A 20,143-nucleotide genomic window follows, 5' to 3' on the forward strand; every position below is an offset into this window, starting at 1 on the left:
CTTGAAGGATTATATTGAGGAGAGGGTTCTTGAAATTGCCAATTACATGATTCAATCCAAAGCTACTGTCAGAGAGGTAGCCAAAGTTTTCAAGGTAAGTAAAAGTACGGTACATAAAGACGTCTCAGAACGCCTTCCCAAAATCAATCCCATTCTATGGGAAGAGGTGAAAAAGGTTCTGGAATACAACAAAGCAGAGAGGCATATAAGAGGAGGTAAGGCTACTCGCTTAAAGTACAAAAAGATGAAAGAACAAAATTAAAAAGCCAAAAAATAAAGAGGATTTTTGGGAAAAAAGTAGAATATCTTAATGAACGCTTTAGAGTTGGCAAAACGAATGAATTTTGATAAATAAACTAAAGAAAGGATAGATATGCGTGCTCATATTCAGGGATATAGGTATTGATTTAGGGACAGCCAGCGTTCTGGTTTACATAAAAGGAAAGGGAATCGTGCTGAGGGAGCCATCAGTAGTTGCCATAGACAAGAATACCAATAGGATACTGGCTGTGGGTGAAGAGGCTCGAAGGATGATAGGCAGGACCCCCGGAAACATAGTAGCTGTTCGACCGCTACGGGATGGGGTCATATCGGATTACGAAGTTACAGAGAAGATGCTTAGGTATTTCTTGAGGAAAGTATGTGGATACCCGCTGCTGTTTAAGCCCAGGGTGATGATATGCGTCCCCAGTGGAGCTACCGAGGTAGAGAAAAGGGCTGTACTGGATGCCGCTTATGAAGCAGGTGCTAGGCGTACATATCTTATAGAAGAGCCTATTGCCGCTGCCATTGGGGCTGGGATCGACATAAGTAAGCCGTGCGGCAATATGGTGGTGGACATAGGCGGTGGTACCACCAATATAGCTGTCATCTCCCTGGGTGGTATTGTGGTGTCAGATTCTATAAAGGTGGCAGGGGACAAGTTTGATGAAGCCATAATAAGATATATGCGCAAAAAATACAATCTCCTCATAGGCGAGAGGACAGCCGAAGATATGAAGATTAAGATAGGTGCGGCCGTTCCCCGACCGGATGCACCTTCCATGGTGGTAACCGGAAGAAATTTGATTTCAGGACTGCCGAAATCTGTGACTGTTACATCCAACGAGATGGTGGAGGCTTTGGAAGAGCCGCTGCAGGCCATCGTAGAGGCCGTGCATGCCATGCTGGAAAAAACGCCTCCCGAGCTGGCATCGGATATACACGAGCGCGGCATTATCATGGTAGGAGGCGGCAGCCTGCTTTATGGAATGGATCAGCTTTTGTATAAGCACACTCAGATTTCAGTCCATGTGATGGAAGATGCCATATCCTGCGTTGCCCTGGGGACAGGCAAAGCTTTGGAAGCTCTCGACGTTTATGGACCTATGGCGGTTATGGAACCTTCCCGGACAGCTTATTATCAGGGATGACTGTATGATTTCCACCATGTAAATATTATTGCTAAAGTTAATTTATGTTTATGACGACATTATCATATGAAGGAGCAATTTGACAGGTTAAGATGGGATGGTGTTGCACATGGTGAGAGGATTGTATGCTGCAGCTACTGGAATGATAAACCAGATGACGAGGTTGGATAAGGTGGCTAACAACATCGCCAACGTTAATACCCGCGGTTTTAAGGGTGACCAGGTGGTAAGCCGTGCCTTTGATGAGGAATTGCTATTGAGAGTAGATAAGGGACAGGCTCCTTTGAACAGGCATATAGGGACCATCAACCACGGGGTATATGTCGATAGGGTTGTCACCTCGTTTGAACAGGGCAGCCTACAGGAGACGGGTAAGGCTACCCATGTGGCCATCAAAGGAGACGGGTTTTTCGTCATCCTTACAGATGAGGGGGAAAGATATACCCGGGATGGAGGATTTATGCTTGACAGCCAGGGGCGTCTGGTGACGGTTGATGGGTGGCCAGTGGCTGGCCAGATGGGTCCCATATTTGTGGGGACGGAGGATTTTGTCATCGATTCAGAGGGAAACGTGACGGTTAATGGGGTATATGTTGATCGATTAAGGCTGGTGAATTTCCAAGACCTTCAGGCTTTAAGAAAAGTGGGGCACAATCTCTTTATAAACCCTGACCCTGCAAATAACCCTGCCATAGAGTTTGAGGGAGAAGTTCTCCAGGGTTTTATTGAGAATTCCAATGTGGATGTGGTGCGGGAAACTGTGGACATGATAACGGCTTTGCGAAACTATGAATCCAACCAAAAAGTCATTAAGATGATAGATGATGTGCTGTCCAAGACGGTGAACGAACTAGGGCGAGTGTAGAAGAAGGAGGAAGTGTTTATGATCCGTGCGCTATACAGCTCAGCTTCGGCTATGGTGGCTCAGCAGCAGAACCTGGATATCATATCTAACAACATCGCAAACATCAACACTGTGGCATACAAAAAGACAAGGCCTGCTTTTCAGGATGCGCTGTATTCGGCCATGGACGCCAGAAGGGCGGCTGAACCAGTAAACCTGCAGATAGGGAATGGAGTAAGGTTGGCGGCCACCCAGCGTCATTTTGGGCAGGGAAGGTTGCAGCAGACTGATCGACCTTTGGATTTTGCCATTGATGGGGAAGGCTTTTTCGTATTGCTGCGTCCCGATGGGACACTGTGTTATACCAGAGACGGGAGTTTTCAGATTTCGGCCGAACAGGTGGGCGGAAGGGTGGTCAGCCGTTTGGTTACTCCTCAAGGGGAGTACGTGTTGGATATAAACGGCCAGCCCATCGAGGTATACAATGACCGAGAGGTATCGGTAGAAAGCTTTAACATAGTTACCTTTGCTAATCCCGACGGTCTCGAGGCCATAGGGCACAACCGCTTTGTGGAAACCGAAGCTAGCGGTCCTGCCATTTACAGTTATCAGGCCACAGTGCGGCAGGGATTTTTGGAGCAGTCAAATGTAGATCTGGCGGAGGAGATGGCTCAGCTCATATTGGCACAAAGGGCATATCAGCTCAGTTCAAGAGTCTTGCAGTCGGCCGACGAGATGGAGCGTTTGGCCAACAATTTGAGGGAATAATACAAAACAGAGAATCTCACATTAGTATTTAGAAAGGAAGGTGAAGCGCATTCTCTTCCATCTTTAAAAAAGATGGAGCCTTCCGCGCCTATATATGATAAAGCTGGAAGAGATAATGGAATGTATTCCGCACCGCTACCCTTTTTTATTGATAGACCGCATCATCGAGTTTGAGCCAGGCAAGAGAGCGGTGGGGATAAAAAACGTCACTATAAATGAATGGTTTTTTCAGGGACATTTCCCTGAAATGCCCATAATGCCGGGAGTATTGATACTGGAGGCGCTGGCACAGCTGGGGGCTGTGGTGGTCCTATACGATGAACGCAACAGGGGCAAGATACCCGTCTTTGCTGGGGTGGATAGGTTGCGCTTCCGTAGGCAGGTTATTCCCGGCGATCAGCTGCGGCTGGAGGCCGAGATCAGCAAGATGAAAGGCTCCATAGGCAAGGGTAGGGTGAGGGCTTTGGTGGACGGCGAGGTGGCAGTAGAAGGCGAGGTTATGTTTGCGCTGGTTGATAAGAAGACATGAAGGTGCAAAGCCAAAAAGAGCGCCCAGCCTGGATGCTTTGTATTTCCGGCTGAGGTGCTCTTTTTAGTTTCATATATTTATAAGTTTGAGTGAGCTCAGTCCCATAAGTGGCGGCTGTTCTTGCTCTTTAGGGCATGGAGAAATCGCATTCTTATATCGGGGAATGTTTTTGCTAAGGAACGCAGGAGCTTTTTCATCTCTTCCCGCTGGGTGTGTCCGGCGGCAGGGCAAGGGCTTGGAACTACTGGCAAGTTATAGCGCTTGGCTACACCGATGATCTCGGGTTCAGGCGCGTAGATCAACGGCCTTATCACCGTAATACCCTTTCTGTCCAGGTAGGTCACGGGAGAAAAGGTGTTGAATCGACCTTCGTAAAAAAGGCTGAGGAAAAACGTCTCTATGGCATCATCCAGATTGTGTCCTAAGGCAACCTTTTTACAACCCAGTTCTAGAGCAACGTCATGAAGGGCTCCGCGCCGCATTCGGGCACAAAGGGAACAGGGATTTTTTTCCTGCCTGGTTTCGAATACTATCTTTCCGATCAAGGTGTGCTTTACGGTGTAGGACACGCCTATCTCTTTGCAAAAAGCCTCTATGGGCGACACGTCGAAGTTATCAAATCCCATGGTAATGGTTATAGCTTCTATATGGAATGATACGGGGGAGAAATACTGGTACAGCTTAAGGGCTTTGAGTAAGGTTAAGCTATCCTTGCCTCCCGATATCCCCACTGCAATTCTATCCCCTTCTTGAATCATGTTGAAGTCTTCTACCGCCCTACGAAGGTAACCCAAAATCCTCTTCATGGGATGCGAACGTATGAACCTCCTTTTTTGACTTCCGATTTTAAAAGCTTTTTTATTATACCATACCCGCTTGACATAGTTAATACATGCTTTGAGCCATAATGCCGTGTATTTTAAAAATTTGATTTTGATGGGTTAAGCTTGCATTAAAGCAATTTTTTTGATGAATGAACAAAATAATAAATAACAAAGAAGCACATATTCTTGAACTAATTAAATAAAATGTAAAAAAATATTCAGAATTTTATCGCTTTTGTGATATAATCTATTACAGCAAAAGTTCGATTTTGGATTATAATTTGATTTAAAAGGAGATGGGGTATGAATAAATTCAGCAGAAGCGAAAGAATTGGCGTTATGGCCAAGATTTTGACTGATCGGCCCAATCAGATCCATACTCTGAATTACTTTGGAGAATTATTTGGGGTGGCAAAATCCACTGTAAGCGAAGATGTTATGGCGTTACGCCGTGCTTTAAAGGCATTTAATCTAGGTAATTTGGAGACGGTGGTAGGGGCTGCAGGAGGGATTAAATACGTACCCCAGCCAGAGGAGGAGCACGTTTTAAATTTTATACAGGAACTGTGCAATAAGCTGTCTGAACCCGAGCGCATTTTGCCCGGCGGGTTTTTGTATATAGCCGACCTTTTATTTACGCCACATATAGTTCAGCAGGTGGGCGAAATCATGGCCTCTCGGTTTTATGGAACCAATCCCGACTTTGTCATTACGGTAGAAACCAAGGGTATTCCCATTGCCATGATGACGGCAAGGGCGCTCAATTGTCCGGTGGTGGTAGCTCGAAGGGATAATGAGGTGACCGAGGGTTCGGTTGTCACCATAAATTACGTCTCTGCTTCCTCTAAGAGGCTCCAGACCATGTCGCTGGCCAGGAGGGCGGTCAAGGAAGGGCAGCGGGCTTTGATCATTGACGATTTCATGAGGGGCGGAGGTACTGCCAAGGGCATGATTGATCTGCTTAAGGAGTTCAATGTGGATATAGTAGGCGTAGGGGTCATGATTGCCACCGAGCAGCCCAAGCAGAAGATGGTGGACCAATACGTTGCCCTTGTTAAGCTAGAGGAAGTGGACGAAGCGAGTCGAAAGGTAGTGGTTCGACCGGCATTATAAAAATTTTATAAAGTTTAAGGAGGAGTATGGATTTCTTTGGCGAATAGATATCTTTAAGCGATTATCTTGTTTTATCAACTGGAAGGTGGTGAGCTAGAATGAACGTGACCGATGTTCGCGTTCGGAAAATCAAGGGTGAAGGGCGAATGAAGGCGGTGGCATCAGTTACCTTTGATGATTCCTTCGTGGTACACGACATCAAGGTAATTGAGGGACAAAGTGGAATGTTCATTGCCATGCCTAGTCGAAAAACCCCTGATGGGGAGTATCGCGATATTGCCCACCCCATCAATTCCGAAACACGAGCACAGCTGCAGACGCTCATTTTGGAAAAATACAATGAAATGAGCGAAGAATAAGCTTTAAAGGAGAGCACAGTCTCTCCTTTAAAGCTTGTTTTGGCTGTTTTTTGTAAGTTTAATTGAATTGCGAGAAGCAGTTGAACATTGGAAGGATCACCAATGACAGCCTTCTCGCATTATGATATAATAGCGGTGAAGTTCTAAAATTTCTATGGATAAAGGGGAATAATGGGATGGAAACACATGTTTTTTCCATCATTTTGGCTGCCGGCGAAGGCACCAGGATGAGATCAAAAAAGCCCAAGGTGTTGCACCAGATCTGTGGATGCCCCATAATTGAGTATGTGGTACGGGCCGCTTGCGAGGTATCTGACGACTTGCCAGTTGTAGTGGTGGGCCATAAATCTGAAGAGATCAAACAATATCTCGGAGAGAGGGTAAGGTATGCTTACCAGCCTCAACCCCTGGGTACCGGACACGCAGTGATGATGGCTAAATCTGTGCTTAAAGACGCGGCAGGCTATGTCGTAATACTGGCAGGCGATGTACCTTTGATCCGTGGCTCTACCCTCCAGCAGATGGTGCAGCATGCCGTGCTGGGAGGGTATGGCGCCGTAGTCCTCTCTGCAGTGGTAGATGACCCCACTGGTTATGGACGCATAATACGCAATGAAAGAGGAGACCTGGAAAGGATAGTGGAACATAAAGATGCTACCGAAGAACAGCAGCAAATAAAGGAAATCAACTCGTCGGTTTATTGTTTTGATACGCAGCTACTGTTTTCCTGTCTTGATAAATTAGATAATCGCAACTCCCAGGGGGAATATTATTTAACTGATGTGATTGAGATCATGAGGCGTCAGGGTGCCAAGGTGGGGGTTTTGATGGCACAGGATGCCGACGAGGTATTAGGGATAAATAACAGGATACAACTGGCTGAAGTGGATAGAAAGATGCGCTTGAGGATCAACAAAGCTCATATGGAGAAAGGGGTCACCATAGTGGACCCCGAGCACACCTATATCGGCCCAGATGTGGTAATTGGGTGCGATACGGTAATATATCCTGGCAATGTGCTGGAAGGAAACACGGCCATTGGAGAGGATTGCGTGCTATATCCCAACAACCGCATAGTGAACTCGACTATTGGAAACGGCGTTCAACTGCAGGCATCGGTGATTCTGGATAGTTGCATAGGAGATGCAACGACGGTGGGACCCTATGCCTACCTCCGCCCGGGTAGCGTAATAGGCAGTGGCGTGCGTATAGGCGACTTTGTTGAGATAAAGAACTCCATCGTAGGCGATGGAACTAAGATCTCTCATCTGACATATGTAGGAGATGCGGAGGTTGGTAAGGATGTCAATGTAGGGTGTGGAGTGGTGTTCGTCAATTACGACGGGGTTAAAAAGCATAAGACAGTGGTAGAGGATAAGGCCTTTATAGGCTGCAATGTCAACCTTGTGGCGCCGGTGAGGGTAGGACAGCAAGCCTATATAGCTGCTGGGTCCACCATTACCGAGGATGTGCCCGCTAAGGCGCTGGCCATTGCCAGGGAGCGCCAAATAAATAAAGAGGGCTGGGTGGAAAGGCGGCAACAAAAGATGCAGGATGCGCAATCCCATAAATAGTCTTGCGTTAAATACGGGTTTCATCGGCAATGACTTGAAGGAAACCGCAGTTGCTATGAGTTGCTATGGAGATTTGGTATATGCTAAATTATCTGCTTGATGGCTGCCTTTATATATACGACAGCTAGAGTGTTGTCACCATGATATGTTTCTTGGTATGCTATAATTAGCTTACAGCAGAAGAGAGCGAAAATACATAAGAAAGGAGAAGGCTGTAGATGATTACCCATGGAACGGGCATCAAAATCTTTACGGGCAATTCCAATCCCGAATTAGCCAGAGAAATTGCACGATATCTGGGAGTTCCCATGGGGAATGCTGAGGTTAGCACTTTCAGTGATGGGGAGATTTGCGTCAATATATACGAGACGGTCAGGGGCGCTGATGTCTTCGTCATTCAGTCCATATGCCATCCGGTAAATGACAACTTGATGGAATTGTTGATAATGATAGATGCTTTCAAGAGGGCTTCAGCGGGGCGCATTACTGCCGTAATCCCCTATTACGGCTATGCCAGACAGGATCGCAAGGCCAAGGCTAGGGATCCTATTACGGCAAAGCTGGTAGCCGATTTGATCACCAGTGCGGGTGCCAATCGCGTGCTTACAATGGACTTACACGCGCCACAGATACAAGGATTCTTCAATATCCCATTGGATCACCTGCTGGGGATGCCCATCCTTGCTCATTATTTCATAGAACGAGGGCTTGAAGGTGACGAAGTGGTGGTGGTTTCCCCCGATGTGGGCAGCGTGACCAGAGCCAGGAGCTTTGCCAATCGGTTGAATGCGTCGCTGGCCATTGTGGACAAGCGGCGGCCCAGGGCCAATGAGGCTGAGGTCATGAATGTCATAGGCGATGTTAAGGGTAAGAAGGCCATTTTGATTGATGATTTGGTGGATACGGCGGGGACGTTGTTGCAGGCATCGCTGGCTTTGGTTGAGAGAGGGGCTACCGAGATATATGCGTGCTGTACCCACGGCGTTCTATCGGGGCCGGGGGTGGAAAGGATCAAAAACTCTCCTATAAGGGAGCTAGTGATAACCAATACTATACCACTACCACCTGAAAAGCGCATTGACAAGATCAAGATCCTGTCTGTAGCGCCGCTTTTTGCCGAGGCTATTGACAGGATATACGAGGATATTGCGGTCAGCCCGCTGTTTGAATGAGCTCAAGATCAAGGTGATGAGCGGTCGTGTATGTCATAGCAGGGCTAGGTAATCCGGGAGACCAGTTCGTGGGTACAAGGCATAATGCAGGGTTTGTAGTAATTGATATGCTTTCCCGTGCATATGGAATACCTTTAAAGGATATAAAATACAAGGCGATCATTGGAGAAGGCGTCATTGAAGGCCAAAAGGTGGTACTGGCCAAGCCGCAGACCTACATGAATCTGAGCGGTTTGAGCATACTGGATCTTGTTTGCGGCTATAAGATAGAACCTTCCCGGTTGATAGTGATCTATGATGACATCGATTTGAAGCTGGGGAAGATCCGTATACGCCCATCGGGGAGCGCTGGTACCCACAATGGCATGCGGTCCATAGTATATCAACTTCAGACTGAGGAATTTCCCCGTATCCGTATTGGCATAGGCACACCACCCCCTGGGCAGGATCTGGCTGATTACGTGCTATCTCCTTTTAAAGAGGAAGAACTTCCGGTTTTTTTGGAAGCCTGCCAAAGAGCCGTAAAAGGGGTTGAGCTTATAATCACCAGGGGTATACAGGAGGCAATGAGTAGGTGTAATGGCTAGAAGGGAACAGCTTCACTCAAAGACCATGTATAATCCAAACCAGCGGACAAAGTTGGTGATAAGATGACTCCAATTTGGCTGGAGCCAATGGCCAAGTGGCAAGCATTTGATAACATCAAGGAATCGGCCATGAAGGGCGCTGGCTCTGTGGTATTTTTGGGCTTGGGGGAATCCCAGAAATGCCACATGCTAGCCAGCATGCTGTACCCATTGGAGCGCCATTGCCTGTATATAACCAGTAACGATATCCAGGCAAGGAGAATATATGAGGACCTATCGTTTTTTTATCCCAACAAGGTCATGCACTTGCCCGAGAGGGAGATGTTGCTGTATGATGTAGCTGCTCGGAGCCCGGAGATTACTGAACGGCGAGTTGGCGTGCTGGAAAGGCTTTTGCTGGAAAAGGGCTTAATAGTTGTGGCTTCAATTGAGGCACTGATGTCCCTGCAGACTCCTCCGCAAATCTTTAAAGACCATATTCTGACGGTAAATGTGGGCGATGTTTTGTCCCTTACTCAGCTTGGCAGCAAGCTGGTGCAGATGGGCTATGAACGCGTGCCTGCCGTTGAAGGAAAGGGACAATTCAGCATAAGAGGGGGTATACTGGATATCTATCCATTGACGGCTGATGATCCATACCGGATAGAGTTTTTCGATGACGAGGTGGATTCCATTCGTACCTTTGACGTGCTATCACAGCGATCCATCGAAAACTGTTCCCAGGCGATAATTTCGCCAGCCAGAGAACTGGTTTTAACGGCAGATTGGCTTGCGTACGGTAAAGATAATATAAGCAGGGACTACAGCCAATTTTCAAGCAAGGCCGGGCGCAGGAATATCAGCGGTTCTTTGAAACAAAAGATGGAACGGATTTTGAATGCCTTGGACCAAGGGGCATGGGAAGCTTCGCTGGAGGGGTATTTTTCTTTTTTTTATCCCCAACGGGCTACTGTATTCGATTATTTGGAAGGCTCGGCCTTGATAGTGCTGGATGAGCCTGCTAGGATCAGGGAACGCTGCCAAGGATATATCAGTGAGTTTCAAGAACATTTCAAAGATCTGCTGCAAAGATATGAGGTTTTGCCGGGACAGTCAGAACTCATTTTGGATTATTCGGAACTTTTAAGGAAACTATCCGGGCATGTCTGTTTGCTGTTTCAGGTACTATCCACACCCCATCCTGATTTTGAACCTAAAGCGGCTTATAATTTTGCCGCTAGGAGCATCCCTTCGTATCATGGTAAGCTACAGCTGCTCATCGAGGATGTGGAGCTGTGGCTGAAAAAAGGGTATTATGTCTTGTTTCTTCTAGATAGCCAGGCCAGGAGGGAGGGGATCGCGGCTTTTTTGAGGGAGCATGGTATCCAACCCCTATTGGTACAGGACATGGAAGGGGAATTCCAGCCGGGCCAGGTAATTGTGGCGCCAGGCTTTTTGAGCCATGGATTTGAATACCTGGATGCGCGATTTGTGGTCATAAGCGATAGGGAAATCTATGAGGTTCATAGGCGGCGTCCGCAGCCCAAGAAAAAGGCCAGAAAACTAGAGAGCTTTATGGATTTGAAGGTTGGCGACTATGTGGTCCACGAAAATCACGGTATAGGCAAATATTTGGGGATAAAGACCCTGGTTGTAGACGGACAGAAGAAGGATTACCTGTATATAAAATACGCCGGTACCGATAAGCTGTATGTTCCCACGGATCAGCTGGACCTAATTCAGCCTTACATCGGAGTGGGGGATGAGCCGCCAAAGCTATCAAAGCTGGGGGGCGCCGAATGGCAGAGGACCAAAAACAGGGTACGCCAATCGGTACAAAAGCTTGCAATAGATCTGGTAAAGTTATATGCTATAAGGCAGTCGGTTGAGGGATACCGATTTTCGCCTGACACCGAATGGCAAAAACAGTTTGAAGCCCTATTCCCATACCAGGAGACTCCCGATCAGCTTCAGGCTATAGAGGATGTCAAGCGGGATATGGAGTCGTCCAAGGTCATGGACCGATTGATATGCGGCGACGTAGGATACGGGAAGACTGAGGTGGCCATACGGGCGGCATTCAAGGCTGTCATGGATGGCAAGCAGGTAGCCGTTTTGGCCCCCACTACCATACTGGCCCAACAGCACTATAACACCTTTGTCAAACGGTTTGAGGATTTTCCGTTTACCATACAGGTATTAAGCCGTTTTAAAACGCCGGCCGAGCAAAGAGCGATATTGAAGGCGCTCAAAGAAGGGAATATCGATATAGTAATAGGCACTCACCGATTGCTGGGGAAGGATGTAAAGTTTAAGGATTTAGGCCTCCTCATAATCGATGAAGAGCAGCGGTTTGGGGTTGCCCACAAGGAGATGATCAAAGACATGAAAAAGAATGTGGATGTGCTGACGCTAACGGCTACCCCCATTCCGCGTACCCTGCATATGTCCTTGATGGGCATCAGGGACATAAGCATAATTGAGACGCCGCCCGAGGATAGATACCCCGTTCAGACGTATGTAGTGGAGTACAGCGAACCCCTCATTCGAGATGCCATTTTGCGGGAACTGCATAGAGGTGGACAGGTGTATTTTGTATACAACAGGGTAAAAACTATGGATTGGATGTTGCATGAGCTTAAGAAGCTGGTGCCCGAGGCTAAAATTGCCATGGCGCACGGCCAGATGAGCGAAAACCTGTTGGAAAAGGTTATGATGGATTTTTACGAAAATAAGTTTGATGTGTTGCTTTGCTCCTCTATCATAGAAAATGGGCTGGATATACCCAACGTGAACACCATCATCGTATATGATGCCGACGGCTTTGGCCTGGCACAGCTATATCAGCTCAGGGGACGGGTAGGGCGGTCCAATCGCTTGGCTTATGCTTATTTTACCTATCGGAAGGATAAGATAATATCCGAACAAGCTGAAAAAAGGCTTCAAGCCATAAAGGAGTTTACAGAGTTTGGTGCAGGATTTAAAATTGCCATGAGAGACCTTGAAATACGTGGGGCTGGCAATCTCTTGGGGCCAGAGCAACACGGCCATATGGCAGCGGTGGGGTATGACCTGTATTGTAAGTTGCTGGAGGAAGCTATACGCACTATGAAAGGAGAAGAACTGCCTCGAACCGTAGAGACCATCATAGACATAAAGGTTAACGCTTACATTGAAGATAATTATATTCCTGATCAAAATCAAAAGATCGAGATTTATAAGAAAATCGCCGCCATTGAAGGACTTCAAGATAAGATGGATGTGGAAGAGGAGCTAATAGATAGATTTGGGGATATTCTGCCGCCTGTGCAAAATTTAATAGACGTGGCATATGTAAAAGCACTTGCCAAAAGGGTAGGGATTACAGAAATCGTTCATCGGGGTAAAGAGGTGAAGATGAGGCTAATAGATGCCAAGGTTATACCTCCTGACAAGCTCATGGTGATTTTAAATGAAAACCGAAATTACATGGATTTTGTATCTAAGCCTGTACCGACGCTGACGATAAGGCTGAAGGATCCATCGGCCAATGTTGCTTTACAAGCAGCTAAGGATGCTGTGGAAAAGCTTGTAAATTATTTAAATTGAAAGGGTGAAAAGGATATGAATCGCTTTGGAAAATATTGTGCTATGTTCATTGCAGTTATATTTATGCTAGGCCTTATGGGCTGTACCTTGGTTGAGGTGGTACCCGAAAAGGATAGGCAGCGGGTTGTAGCCGAGGTTTTTGGTGAGAAGGTGCTCAAAGGAGAATTCTTGGATGTGTATAACCAACAAAAGGCTTATTATGGCATTACCGATGAAATCGAAAAGGACTCGCAATATAAGGATACCATAAAGGAGATCAAGAAGGATGTGCTGGAGCAGCTCATCACGCTAAAAGTGCTGCTGAAAAAAGCAGAGCAGGCTGGCTTTACCGTAAACGAAGAATACCTTGATAAGGCCCGTAAAGAGCTGGAAGAGCAGCTTAAAAGCTATGCTGAACTGTTAAAGCAGCAGGCTGAATCTAAAGAGGAGGAACTTCAAAAGGAAGAGGATTACCTTGAAGAAGCTAAAGAGGAATGGCGGCAATATTTGAGCGAGGCAGGGCTGACGGAAGAAGAGTACATCCAAAGGCTAGCTGAAGATATAATGCTGAGGGAGTTTGCCGAGAAGATGCTGGAGGATGTGGAGGCTACCGACCAAGATATTCGGCAGTATTACGATGAGGAGTTGAATAAGCAAAAGGAGGATCCCAGCATTATAGCGATGGCTCCTGTACAACTTTATCGGCCAGCAGGTTGGGTAAGGGTTAAGCATATTTTGATTCCACTTTCTTCGGAAGACCGAGAAGGGTATTACGATTTAATTCAAGAGGGGAAAGAAGATGAGGCTGAAAAGTATTTGGATGAAAAGCTGAAGGCAATTGAACCTAAGGCCAGGGAGGTATATGATAAGGCCAAGGCAGGCGAGAGCTTTGAAGAACTCATTGAGGCTTACAGCGATGATAAAAGTACTACCAACAAGGAAGATGGGTATGTGATATACGAGGGAAGTGGCCTGTTTACTGATGAAGTGGAGCATGCGGCGCTCAAGCTGGACGAAGGGGAGGTATCCCAGCCTATTGGATCCCCGCTTGGCTATCATATCATAAAGCTTTATGAAAAGCTGCCCGAAAAGGTCTTTACCCTCGAAGAGACAAAGGATGACATAGAAGCCATAGTGCTGAGCGATAAGCGCAATGAGAAATGGAATGCTTTGCTTGAAGAGTGGAAAAAGGAAGCCAATATTAAAAAGTACGAGAACCGATTGTAAGTAAAAGGAATTTTTGGGTCCCTCCGAGGTCGAAATGAATAAAAGCCCATCAACAGTAAAATAATATGAATGCAAGGATGGTTTTGTAAATTGATACAGATTAAGGAGGGATGTATGTGAAAGCAACGGGGATAGTAAGGCGAATCGATGAGCTGGGCAGAGTAGTGATCCCCAAGGAAATTCGTCGTACCTTACGGATACGTGAAGGTGACCCCTTGGAGATTTACACCGATGAAGAAGGGGAAGTAATTTTGAAAAAATATTCTCCTATAGAGGACCTAAGCGATTTTGCTAACGAGTATGTGGATTCTCTGCATAAGATCCTGGGGCATATTGCTTGCGTGGCAGATAAGGATGTCATTGTGGCCGTTGCAGGCATTCCCCAAGCCCGCTTTAAAAAGGAAAAGATCAGCGAGGATTTGGAACGCATCATAAATGAGAGAAAGACGGTAATGGCCAACCGTTCCAATAAGGATACCATCTATCCTCTGTTGGAGAGGGAAGGCGGCCAAACGGAATATACCTCTCAGGTGATCGTTCCCATAATCTCAGGAGGGGAGCCCATAGGGGCAGTCATATTGTTAAGCAAGGATCCCAACGTCACCATGGGAGACACTGAACTGAAGATAGCTCAAGCTGCAGCAGCATTCATAGGGACGCAGATGGAGCAATAGTAAGTGTGTAAAAGAAAAGGCATTGAGTAAACTCAGTGCCTTTTTTATTTTATGTATTGTAAAGCAAGAGAGGGTTAATATAATATTTTAGGCAAAATGAGATGCCTGCCGCTACGGGTTCATATTAAACTTGATAAGGAGGATTATTTGTGAGGAAAAGATCCTTTATTGAAGGGGCAGCTTTGCTGGCCTTTGCAGGGCTCCTGGCCAAGGTGCTGGGAGCGATATTCCGAATACCCCTTACGTACATAATAGGCGCTGAGGGCATGGGATTATATCAAATGGCCTATCCCATATATTCATTTCTATTGATCATATCATCGGCCGGGTTGCCCGTTGCCATCTCAAAGATGGTTTCCGAAAGGATGGCGTATGGCGATTGTTCAGGCGCTTACAGGGTTTTCAGGGTGTCTCTGATGCTTTTGGCCTACCTGGGCATAATTACGTCTACCCTGTTAATGGCCTTCAGCGGTGCCATATCCACAGCGTTGGGCAATCCCAAAGCTGTGTATTCCATGCTTGCCATTGCGCCAGCTTTATTCTTCGTGTCGATGCTTTCGGCCTTTAGAGGGTATTTTCAAGGTATGCAGATGATGAGCCCTACTGCCCTGTCCCAAATCGTGGAACAAAGCGGCAAGCTATTTATGGGCCTATTGCTGGCGTGGCTTTTTGTAGAGAAAGGGATCGAATTTGGGGCGGCAGGTGCCGTGTTAGGGGTTACCCTGGGAGAGATAGCGGCTTTGGCTTTGCTGTGGGGCATATACAGAAGGGAAAAGGATAATTTAGGGGAAGAAGCGAGGAAAAGGGTTATAAAGGGGAACATGGGGGGTTATAATGGTCAATCAAACCGCGAGATAATTAAAAAATTAATGAGCATCGCTGTACCGGTAACCATAGGAGCCTCCCTTATGCCGTTGGTGGGATTGATCGACAATGTAATGGTGGTAAATCGCCTTATGAGCATAGGTAAAGCTGATACGGCGGCTTCCTATACAGTAAAGGAGGCTACCAGCCTATATGGGCTGTTGACTGCATATGCAAATCCCCTAATCAATTTTCCTGCCGTTCTAACGGCGGCTCTGGCCATGAGCATAGTGCCTTCAATTTCCGAGTCCCACGCATTAGGCCATCGCAAGGCGGTAGCGCATAAGGCAGCGGTAGCTATACGCTTGACCTTGATGGTGGGCTTGCCAGCAGGGATTGGAATGTCGGTGTTGGCTCATCCCATCATTCGAGTGCTTTACAGGGCTTTGGACGATGGTCAGGCAGCTTTAACTGGTAACCTTCTAAGCGTATTATCCTTTGGCGTGGTGTTTCTTACCCTCATTCAGGTTTTGACGGGGATATTGCAGGGTGTTAATCGAGCGACGGTTCCAGTCAAGAACCTTGCTATAGGGGCGATGTTTAAGGTGTTGACCACGTACATCTTGATGGGGATACCGCAGATAAACGTTGTAGGGGCAGCCGTTGGTACTGTGGTGTGCTACGCCATCGCTTCGCTGTTGGATTTTTCTGCTGTGGTAAGGTATACCAATGCTTCTATATCTTTTACTGATTTCGTGGTAAAACCTATCATGGCTGCAGGCATAATGGCCACTGTTGTTTCTATATGCTATAAAGTGCTGGAGGACGTTACAGGATTAACCCTTGCCACAATGTTTTCCATTGTTGCTGGCGTTCTGATATACGGCCTGGCACTCCTGGCTATGGGCATCATAAAGGAAAACGATTTTAGATCATTGCCAGGAGGGGATAAGCTGGGGAGGATGTTGTACCAGTTCAGAATATTTCGGTAAAAATTTTCCATGGCCTGTGCTATCTATTTCTTAAGAGGTTGAAAATTTGTGCTACGACTGCTTCAAAATGTCCAAATAATTTATTATCATTATATAGGCGGGAGTTTGATTTTATAATGGGTTATACAGAAGAAAGGCGGATGGGAATTAAATGGATACCAAAACGGTACAGGGTTATACCTTGATAAAGGATGGGGTCAATAGATGGCGTATACCTAAATTCGGGAAGATGAGGGTAGATGCCATAGTATATGTGAATGATGCCTTGCTCAGCCTTCTGCACGATGACCAGTCGCTGAGGCAGCTGGTCAATGCCGCCATGCTCCCCGGCGTGGTGGAACCAGTCGTAGGAATGCCCGATATTCATGAGGGGTTTGGGTTGCCTATCGGAGGGGTTATGGCCATAGAAAGGCATGGGGTCATTTCAGCAGGGGCTGTGGGGTATGACATCAACTGTGGCGTAAGGCTTTTGAGGACGGATTTAGAGGCCCGTGATTTGGATAAAGAAACTCTGTACAAGCTGATAGAGCGGATCGAACACTACGTTCCTACGGGTATAGGCAAGAAGGGCAGGCATAAGGGTATTACTCGCAAAATCTTCGATGATGTGGTGCACAATGGGGTTGAAGCGGTAATCCGAGCCGGTTTTGGAGACAGGCAAGACCTCAATTATATCGAAGACGGAGGGAGGCTATCAGGTGCTGACATTTCTGCTGTATCCAAAGAGGCTCAGGAAAGAGGAGAGGAGCAGTTGGGCACGCTGGGTGGGGGAAACCATTTCATAGAGATTCAGCGGGTGGACCGTATCCTAGATGAGAAGCTGGCGCAGGCATTTGGCCTGTTTAAGGGCCAGGTGACCGTCATGATCCATACGGGGAGCCGTGGATTTGGGCATCAGATTGCTACCGACTATACCAAGATTTTGTGGGAAGGTGCTAAAAAATACGGCATTGAGGTGCCGGAGAAGGGCCTTGCGGCGGCTCCAATAGATTCCAAAGAAGGGCAGAGTTACTATAAGGCCATGGTAGCTGCCATCAATTACGCTTTTTCAAATAGGCAAATAATCATGTGCGATGTGATTAAGGCTTTTGAAGATGTGCTGAAGAAAACAGCCGAGTCCATGGGGTTTAAGCTGGTCTATGACGTTGCCCACAACATCGCCAAGTGGGAGCGGCATGGCGGCAGGGACCTTCTGGTGCACAGGAAGGGTGCTACGAGGGCTTTGCCAGCCGGCCATCCTCAAAACCCAAGCGCATATATGCAAACGGGCCATCCTGCTCTGGTGCCCGGCAGCATGGGTACAGGTTCCTACGTTGTGGTGGGGAAGGGTGAGCTGTCTGAGAGCTTTTTTTCGGTCAACCACGGAGCTGGGCGCAAGCTATCCAGGACCAAGGCCAAGTCAATTACAAAGCAGGAGTTTGAAAGGGCCATGGGGGATGTCATATATAATGTAGGGTCATACAAGGATATTGTGGACGAGTCTCCCCTAGCGTATAAGGATGTGGAGGAAGTGGTAGGCGTGTTGGTCAACCGGGGTATCACCATACCCGTAGCGAAGATGGTACCGCTGGCAGTAGTAAAGGGTGTGGATTGACATTGATGTTGCCTTTTAGGATATATTATTATGGGTTGCATAACTGGGCGGCACAATGTAATATATATATTGCGTCCTACATGGGAGGGCTTTAAGGAATGAAATATAAAATTACTGTTGTGGGATTGGGACCGGGTAGCGAGGATGGCCTTACTCTAGGAGCTTTAAAAGCCTTGCGTCAAGCGTCCAGCGTGGTTTTAAGGACAGAGATGCACGGCATTACTCCCTTTTTAAAGGCTCAGGGAATAAAATATACCTCCATGGATGATATCTATCAAAAAGGGGAAGATTTTGACCGAGTTTATGAGCTCATGGTAAATCGGATCATGGATATGGCCCAAAGCGGGCAAGTGGCGGTGGGAGTGCCAGGGCATCCGCTGATAGGCGAGAGGCTTACGTTTGAGCTTTTAAGGCGGTTGGATGTAGAAAGCTATGACATAGATATTATACCGGGAATAAGCAGCGCTGATGAGCTGCTTGCCTTGATTGGACAAGCCGGCATAGAAGGACTGAAGATATTGAGCGCTCCCGAGATGACAGAGGACCTGATAAACGTACGCTTGGCAACGGTAGTTATAAACATGTATGATTCTTTGGTAGCATCAGACGTGAAATTGCTGCTATTGCGCTTTTATCCCCATGACCTGGAGGTATTTATAAGTTGGCAAAGCCGGGACAAGGGATTGGAGTACAGGGCCGTACCCCTGTATGAGATTGATCGTCAACAGCGCTATGACCATACAACATGCCTGTATATTCCGCCCGTTGAGTTTAAGCGGTTGGAGTCCTTTGACATGAATCACCTGAAGCAAATTATGGAGATACTCCGCTCGCCTGAAGGGTGTCCGTGGGATAGGGAACAGACGCACGAAAGCCTTAGACGATATCTCCTTGAAGAGGCCTATGAGGTGATAGAGAGCATCGATAGGCGGGATGAGGATAAGCTACTGGAAGAGCTGGGCGATGTGCTTCTCCAGGTAGTGTTTCACAGCCAGATTGCAAGGGAACGGGGAGCATTTGACATATTTGACGTCATCACCAGGATATGCCAAAAGATGATAGAGCGCCATACCCACATATTTGGCGATGCTGTGGCTGAGAATGCACAGCAGGTGGTGGCAAACTGGGAAGATTTGAAAAAGCGTGAGAAGGGCTTTGTAACTCACACCCAGATTTTGCGCGATATACCCAGCATCCTTCCCGCCCTTGTAAGGAGCTACAAGGTACAGGAAAAAGCAGCTTTGGTAGGGTTTGATTGGGAGAACGTGGAAGGAGCTATGCAGAAGCTGGAAGAAGAGCTGATGGAGCTAAAGGAGGTATATAAAGGAGGTGATGAGCAAAGGATTCGGGAGGAAATAGGAGATTTGCTGTTTGCGGCCGTCAATGTCGCACGGTTTTTAAAAGTGGATCCAGAATTGGCGTTGAAGGATACCATAGAAAAGTTCATAGACCGCTTTGAGTACATAGAGGAAAACGCAAAGCGTCCTTTGCAGGATATGACGCTGGAAGAGATGGATGAGCTGTGGAACCAAGCCAAGAAGCGATTTTTAGCGCAAAAACATGTATAATTAAAGAAAAATATGGTAATCATATTATTGAAATTCCTCTATAAAAACCAGGCAAAAAATATGTAAAAATTTCAAAAATTATTTGGCAACAAGGAGGAATTTGAAAAAAAATAGCGAATATGCTATAAGAATCTATTTCAAGGAGGGTTCGTATATGAATAAAGCTGAGTTGATTGCTGCTGTAGCAGAGAGAAGCGAACTGACAAAAAAAGAAGCTGAAAGCGCTATTAATGCTCTGATTTCAGTAATTACTGAAGCATTGGCCAGGAATGAGAAGGTACAGCTGGTCGGGTTTGGTACCTTTGAAGTCCGCGAAAGGGCCGAGAGGAAGGGCAGAAATCCTCAGACCAAAGAGGAGATCATCATTCCTGCATCCAAAGCTCCTGTGTTTAAAGCTGGCAAGGCTTTGAAAGATGCCGTTCAATGAGCTAAACAATAAAACCATAAAAACCGGGTGATAACCCCGGTTTTTGTAATTTTTGGTTTTTTCATTTAATTTATTGAGGGTAGGATGCGGTTGAAAAGGTTTCAGGGGAATTGTATACTAGTTTTAAAA

At 46.8% G+C, this 20,143-nt stretch carries 18 protein-coding genes; 17 read left to right on the top strand and 1 reads right to left on the bottom strand.

The window, feature by feature from the left end; translation table 11 throughout:
- Position 1: 1 nt before the first annotated feature.
- From spoIIID to fabZ, 5 genes are all read left to right on the top strand, one after another.
- Positions 2–262, top strand: a complete 261-nt coding sequence (gene spoIIID / locus FWJ59_RS02325) for a sporulation transcriptional regulator SpoIIID (RefSeq protein WP_414480378.1) — start codon at positions 2–4, stop codon at positions 260–262.
- A gap of 115 nt (positions 263–377) precedes the next feature.
- Positions 378–1,412: a rod shape-determining protein gene (locus tag FWJ59_RS02330; protein WP_414480379.1), complete on the top strand. Its 1,035-nt coding sequence runs from the start codon at positions 378–380 to the stop codon at positions 1,410–1,412.
- Between the two features lie 109 nt (positions 1,413–1,521).
- Positions 1,522–2,277 (top strand): flagellar basal-body rod protein FlgF, encoded by a 756-nt coding sequence (gene flgF / locus FWJ59_RS02335; RefSeq protein WP_414480380.1) that lies wholly within the window; start codon positions 1,522–1,524, stop codon positions 2,275–2,277.
- Between the two features lie 18 nt (positions 2,278–2,295).
- Positions 2,296–3,024 carry a flagellar hook-basal body protein gene (locus FWJ59_RS02340; RefSeq protein ID WP_414480381.1) on the top strand — a complete coding sequence of 243 codons (729 nt, stop codon included), beginning with the start codon at positions 2,296–2,298 and terminating at the stop codon, positions 3,022–3,024.
- A 94-nt stretch (positions 3,025–3,118) separates the two neighbouring features.
- Positions 3,119–3,553, top strand: coding sequence for a 3-hydroxyacyl-ACP dehydratase FabZ (fabZ, locus tag FWJ59_RS02345; RefSeq protein WP_414480382.1), 435 nt, complete (start codon positions 3,119–3,121; stop codon positions 3,551–3,553).
- A gap of 95 nt (positions 3,554–3,648) precedes the next feature.
- Here the strand turns inward: fabZ and FWJ59_RS02350 are convergent, their stop codons facing one another.
- Positions 3,649–4,359, bottom strand: coding sequence for a tRNA 2-thiocytidine biosynthesis TtcA family protein (locus FWJ59_RS02350; protein ID WP_414480383.1), 711 nt, complete (start codon positions 4,357–4,359; stop codon positions 3,649–3,651).
- A gap of 321 nt (positions 4,360–4,680) precedes the next feature.
- Between FWJ59_RS02350 and purR the strand changes: the two genes are divergently transcribed.
- The 12 genes from purR to FWJ59_RS02410 all read left to right on the top strand — a co-directional run bounded on the left by purR (position 4,681) and on the right by FWJ59_RS02410 (position 20,014).
- Entirely contained in the window at positions 4,681–5,490 is an 810-nt protein-coding gene (gene purR / locus FWJ59_RS02355) for a pur operon repressor (RefSeq protein WP_414480384.1), read from the top strand.
- Between the two features lie 98 nt (positions 5,491–5,588).
- Positions 5,589–5,849 carry a septation regulator SpoVG gene (gene spoVG, locus FWJ59_RS02360; protein ID WP_414480385.1) on the top strand — a complete coding sequence of 87 codons (261 nt, stop codon included), beginning with the start codon at positions 5,589–5,591 and terminating at the stop codon, positions 5,847–5,849.
- Positions 5,850–6,025: 176 nt separating this feature from the next.
- Positions 6,026–7,423 (top strand): bifunctional UDP-N-acetylglucosamine diphosphorylase/glucosamine-1-phosphate N-acetyltransferase GlmU, encoded by a 1,398-nt coding sequence (gene glmU / locus FWJ59_RS02365; RefSeq protein WP_414480386.1) that lies wholly within the window; start codon positions 6,026–6,028, stop codon positions 7,421–7,423.
- Positions 7,424–7,641: 218 nt separating this feature from the next.
- Positions 7,642–8,595 carry a ribose-phosphate diphosphokinase gene (locus tag FWJ59_RS02370; RefSeq protein ID WP_414480387.1) on the top strand — a complete coding sequence of 318 codons (954 nt, stop codon included), beginning with the start codon at positions 7,642–7,644 and terminating at the stop codon, positions 8,593–8,595.
- Positions 8,596–8,621: 26 nt separating this feature from the next.
- Entirely contained in the window at positions 8,622–9,182 is a 561-nt protein-coding gene (pth, locus tag FWJ59_RS02375; protein ID WP_414480388.1) for an aminoacyl-tRNA hydrolase, read from the top strand.
- 87 nt (positions 9,183–9,269) lie between these two features.
- Positions 9,270–12,749: a transcription-repair coupling factor gene (gene mfd, locus FWJ59_RS02380; protein WP_414480389.1), complete on the top strand. Its 3,480-nt coding sequence runs from the start codon at positions 9,270–9,272 to the stop codon at positions 12,747–12,749.
- A gap of 15 nt (positions 12,750–12,764) precedes the next feature.
- A complete protein-coding gene (locus FWJ59_RS02385) occupies positions 12,765–13,955 on the top strand; it encodes a peptidylprolyl isomerase (RefSeq protein WP_414480390.1) in 1,191 nt (396 codons plus the stop codon).
- Positions 13,956–14,071: 116 nt separating this feature from the next.
- Positions 14,072–14,629 (top strand): stage V sporulation protein T, encoded by a 558-nt coding sequence (gene spoVT, locus FWJ59_RS02390; RefSeq protein ID WP_414480391.1) that lies wholly within the window; start codon positions 14,072–14,074, stop codon positions 14,627–14,629.
- Positions 14,630–14,778: 149 nt separating this feature from the next.
- Entirely contained in the window at positions 14,779–16,425 is a 1,647-nt protein-coding gene (locus tag FWJ59_RS02395; RefSeq protein WP_414480392.1) for a putative polysaccharide biosynthesis protein, read from the top strand.
- A 151-nt stretch (positions 16,426–16,576) separates the two neighbouring features.
- A complete protein-coding gene (locus FWJ59_RS02400) occupies positions 16,577–18,019 on the top strand; it encodes an RtcB family protein (protein WP_414480393.1) in 1,443 nt (480 codons plus the stop codon).
- Positions 18,020–18,117: 98 nt separating this feature from the next.
- Positions 18,118–19,587 (top strand): nucleoside triphosphate pyrophosphohydrolase, encoded by a 1,470-nt coding sequence (gene mazG / locus FWJ59_RS02405; protein WP_414480394.1) that lies wholly within the window; start codon positions 18,118–18,120, stop codon positions 19,585–19,587.
- 130 nt (positions 19,588–19,717) lie between these two features.
- Positions 19,718–20,014: an HU family DNA-binding protein gene (locus FWJ59_RS02410; RefSeq protein ID WP_338084649.1), complete on the top strand. Its 297-nt coding sequence runs from the start codon at positions 19,718–19,720 to the stop codon at positions 20,012–20,014.
- Positions 20,015–20,143: the final 129 nt, after the last annotated feature.

The sequence above is a fragment of the Caldicoprobacter sp. genome (genome assembly GCF_047459465.1).
Lineage (GTDB): Bacteria > Bacillota > Clostridia > Caldicoprobacterales > Caldicoprobacteraceae > Caldicoprobacter.

What these genes read in the sequence shown, in the direction of transcription:
- flgF (WP_414480380.1), top strand. Translation starts at nt 1,522, where the DNA reads ATGGTGAGAGGATTGTATGCTGCAGCTACTGGAATGATAAACCAGATG.
- FWJ59_RS02340 (WP_414480381.1), top strand. Translation starts at nt 2,296, where the DNA reads ATGATCCGTGCGCTATACAGCTCAGCTTCGGCTATGGTGGCTCAGCAG.
- fabZ (WP_414480382.1), top strand. Translation starts at nt 3,119, where the DNA reads ATGATAAAGCTGGAAGAGATAATGGAATGTATTCCGCACCGCTACCCT.
- FWJ59_RS02350 (WP_414480383.1), bottom strand. Translation starts at nt 4,359, where the DNA reads ATGAAGAGGATTTTGGGTTACCTTCGTAGGGCGGTAGAAGACTTCAAC.
- purR (WP_414480384.1), top strand. Translation starts at nt 4,681, where the DNA reads ATGAATAAATTCAGCAGAAGCGAAAGAATTGGCGTTATGGCCAAGATT.
- spoVG (WP_414480385.1), top strand. Translation starts at nt 5,589, where the DNA reads ATGAACGTGACCGATGTTCGCGTTCGGAAAATCAAGGGTGAAGGGCGA.
- glmU (WP_414480386.1), top strand. Translation starts at nt 6,026, where the DNA reads ATGGAAACACATGTTTTTTCCATCATTTTGGCTGCCGGCGAAGGCACC.
- FWJ59_RS02370 (WP_414480387.1), top strand. Translation starts at nt 7,642, where the DNA reads ATGATTACCCATGGAACGGGCATCAAAATCTTTACGGGCAATTCCAAT.
- mfd (WP_414480389.1), top strand. Translation starts at nt 9,270, where the DNA reads ATGGCCAAGTGGCAAGCATTTGATAACATCAAGGAATCGGCCATGAAG.
- FWJ59_RS02385 (WP_414480390.1), top strand. Translation starts at nt 12,765, where the DNA reads ATGAATCGCTTTGGAAAATATTGTGCTATGTTCATTGCAGTTATATTT.
- FWJ59_RS02400 (WP_414480393.1), top strand. Translation starts at nt 16,577, where the DNA reads ATGGATACCAAAACGGTACAGGGTTATACCTTGATAAAGGATGGGGTC.
- mazG (WP_414480394.1), top strand. Translation starts at nt 18,118, where the DNA reads ATGAAATATAAAATTACTGTTGTGGGATTGGGACCGGGTAGCGAGGAT.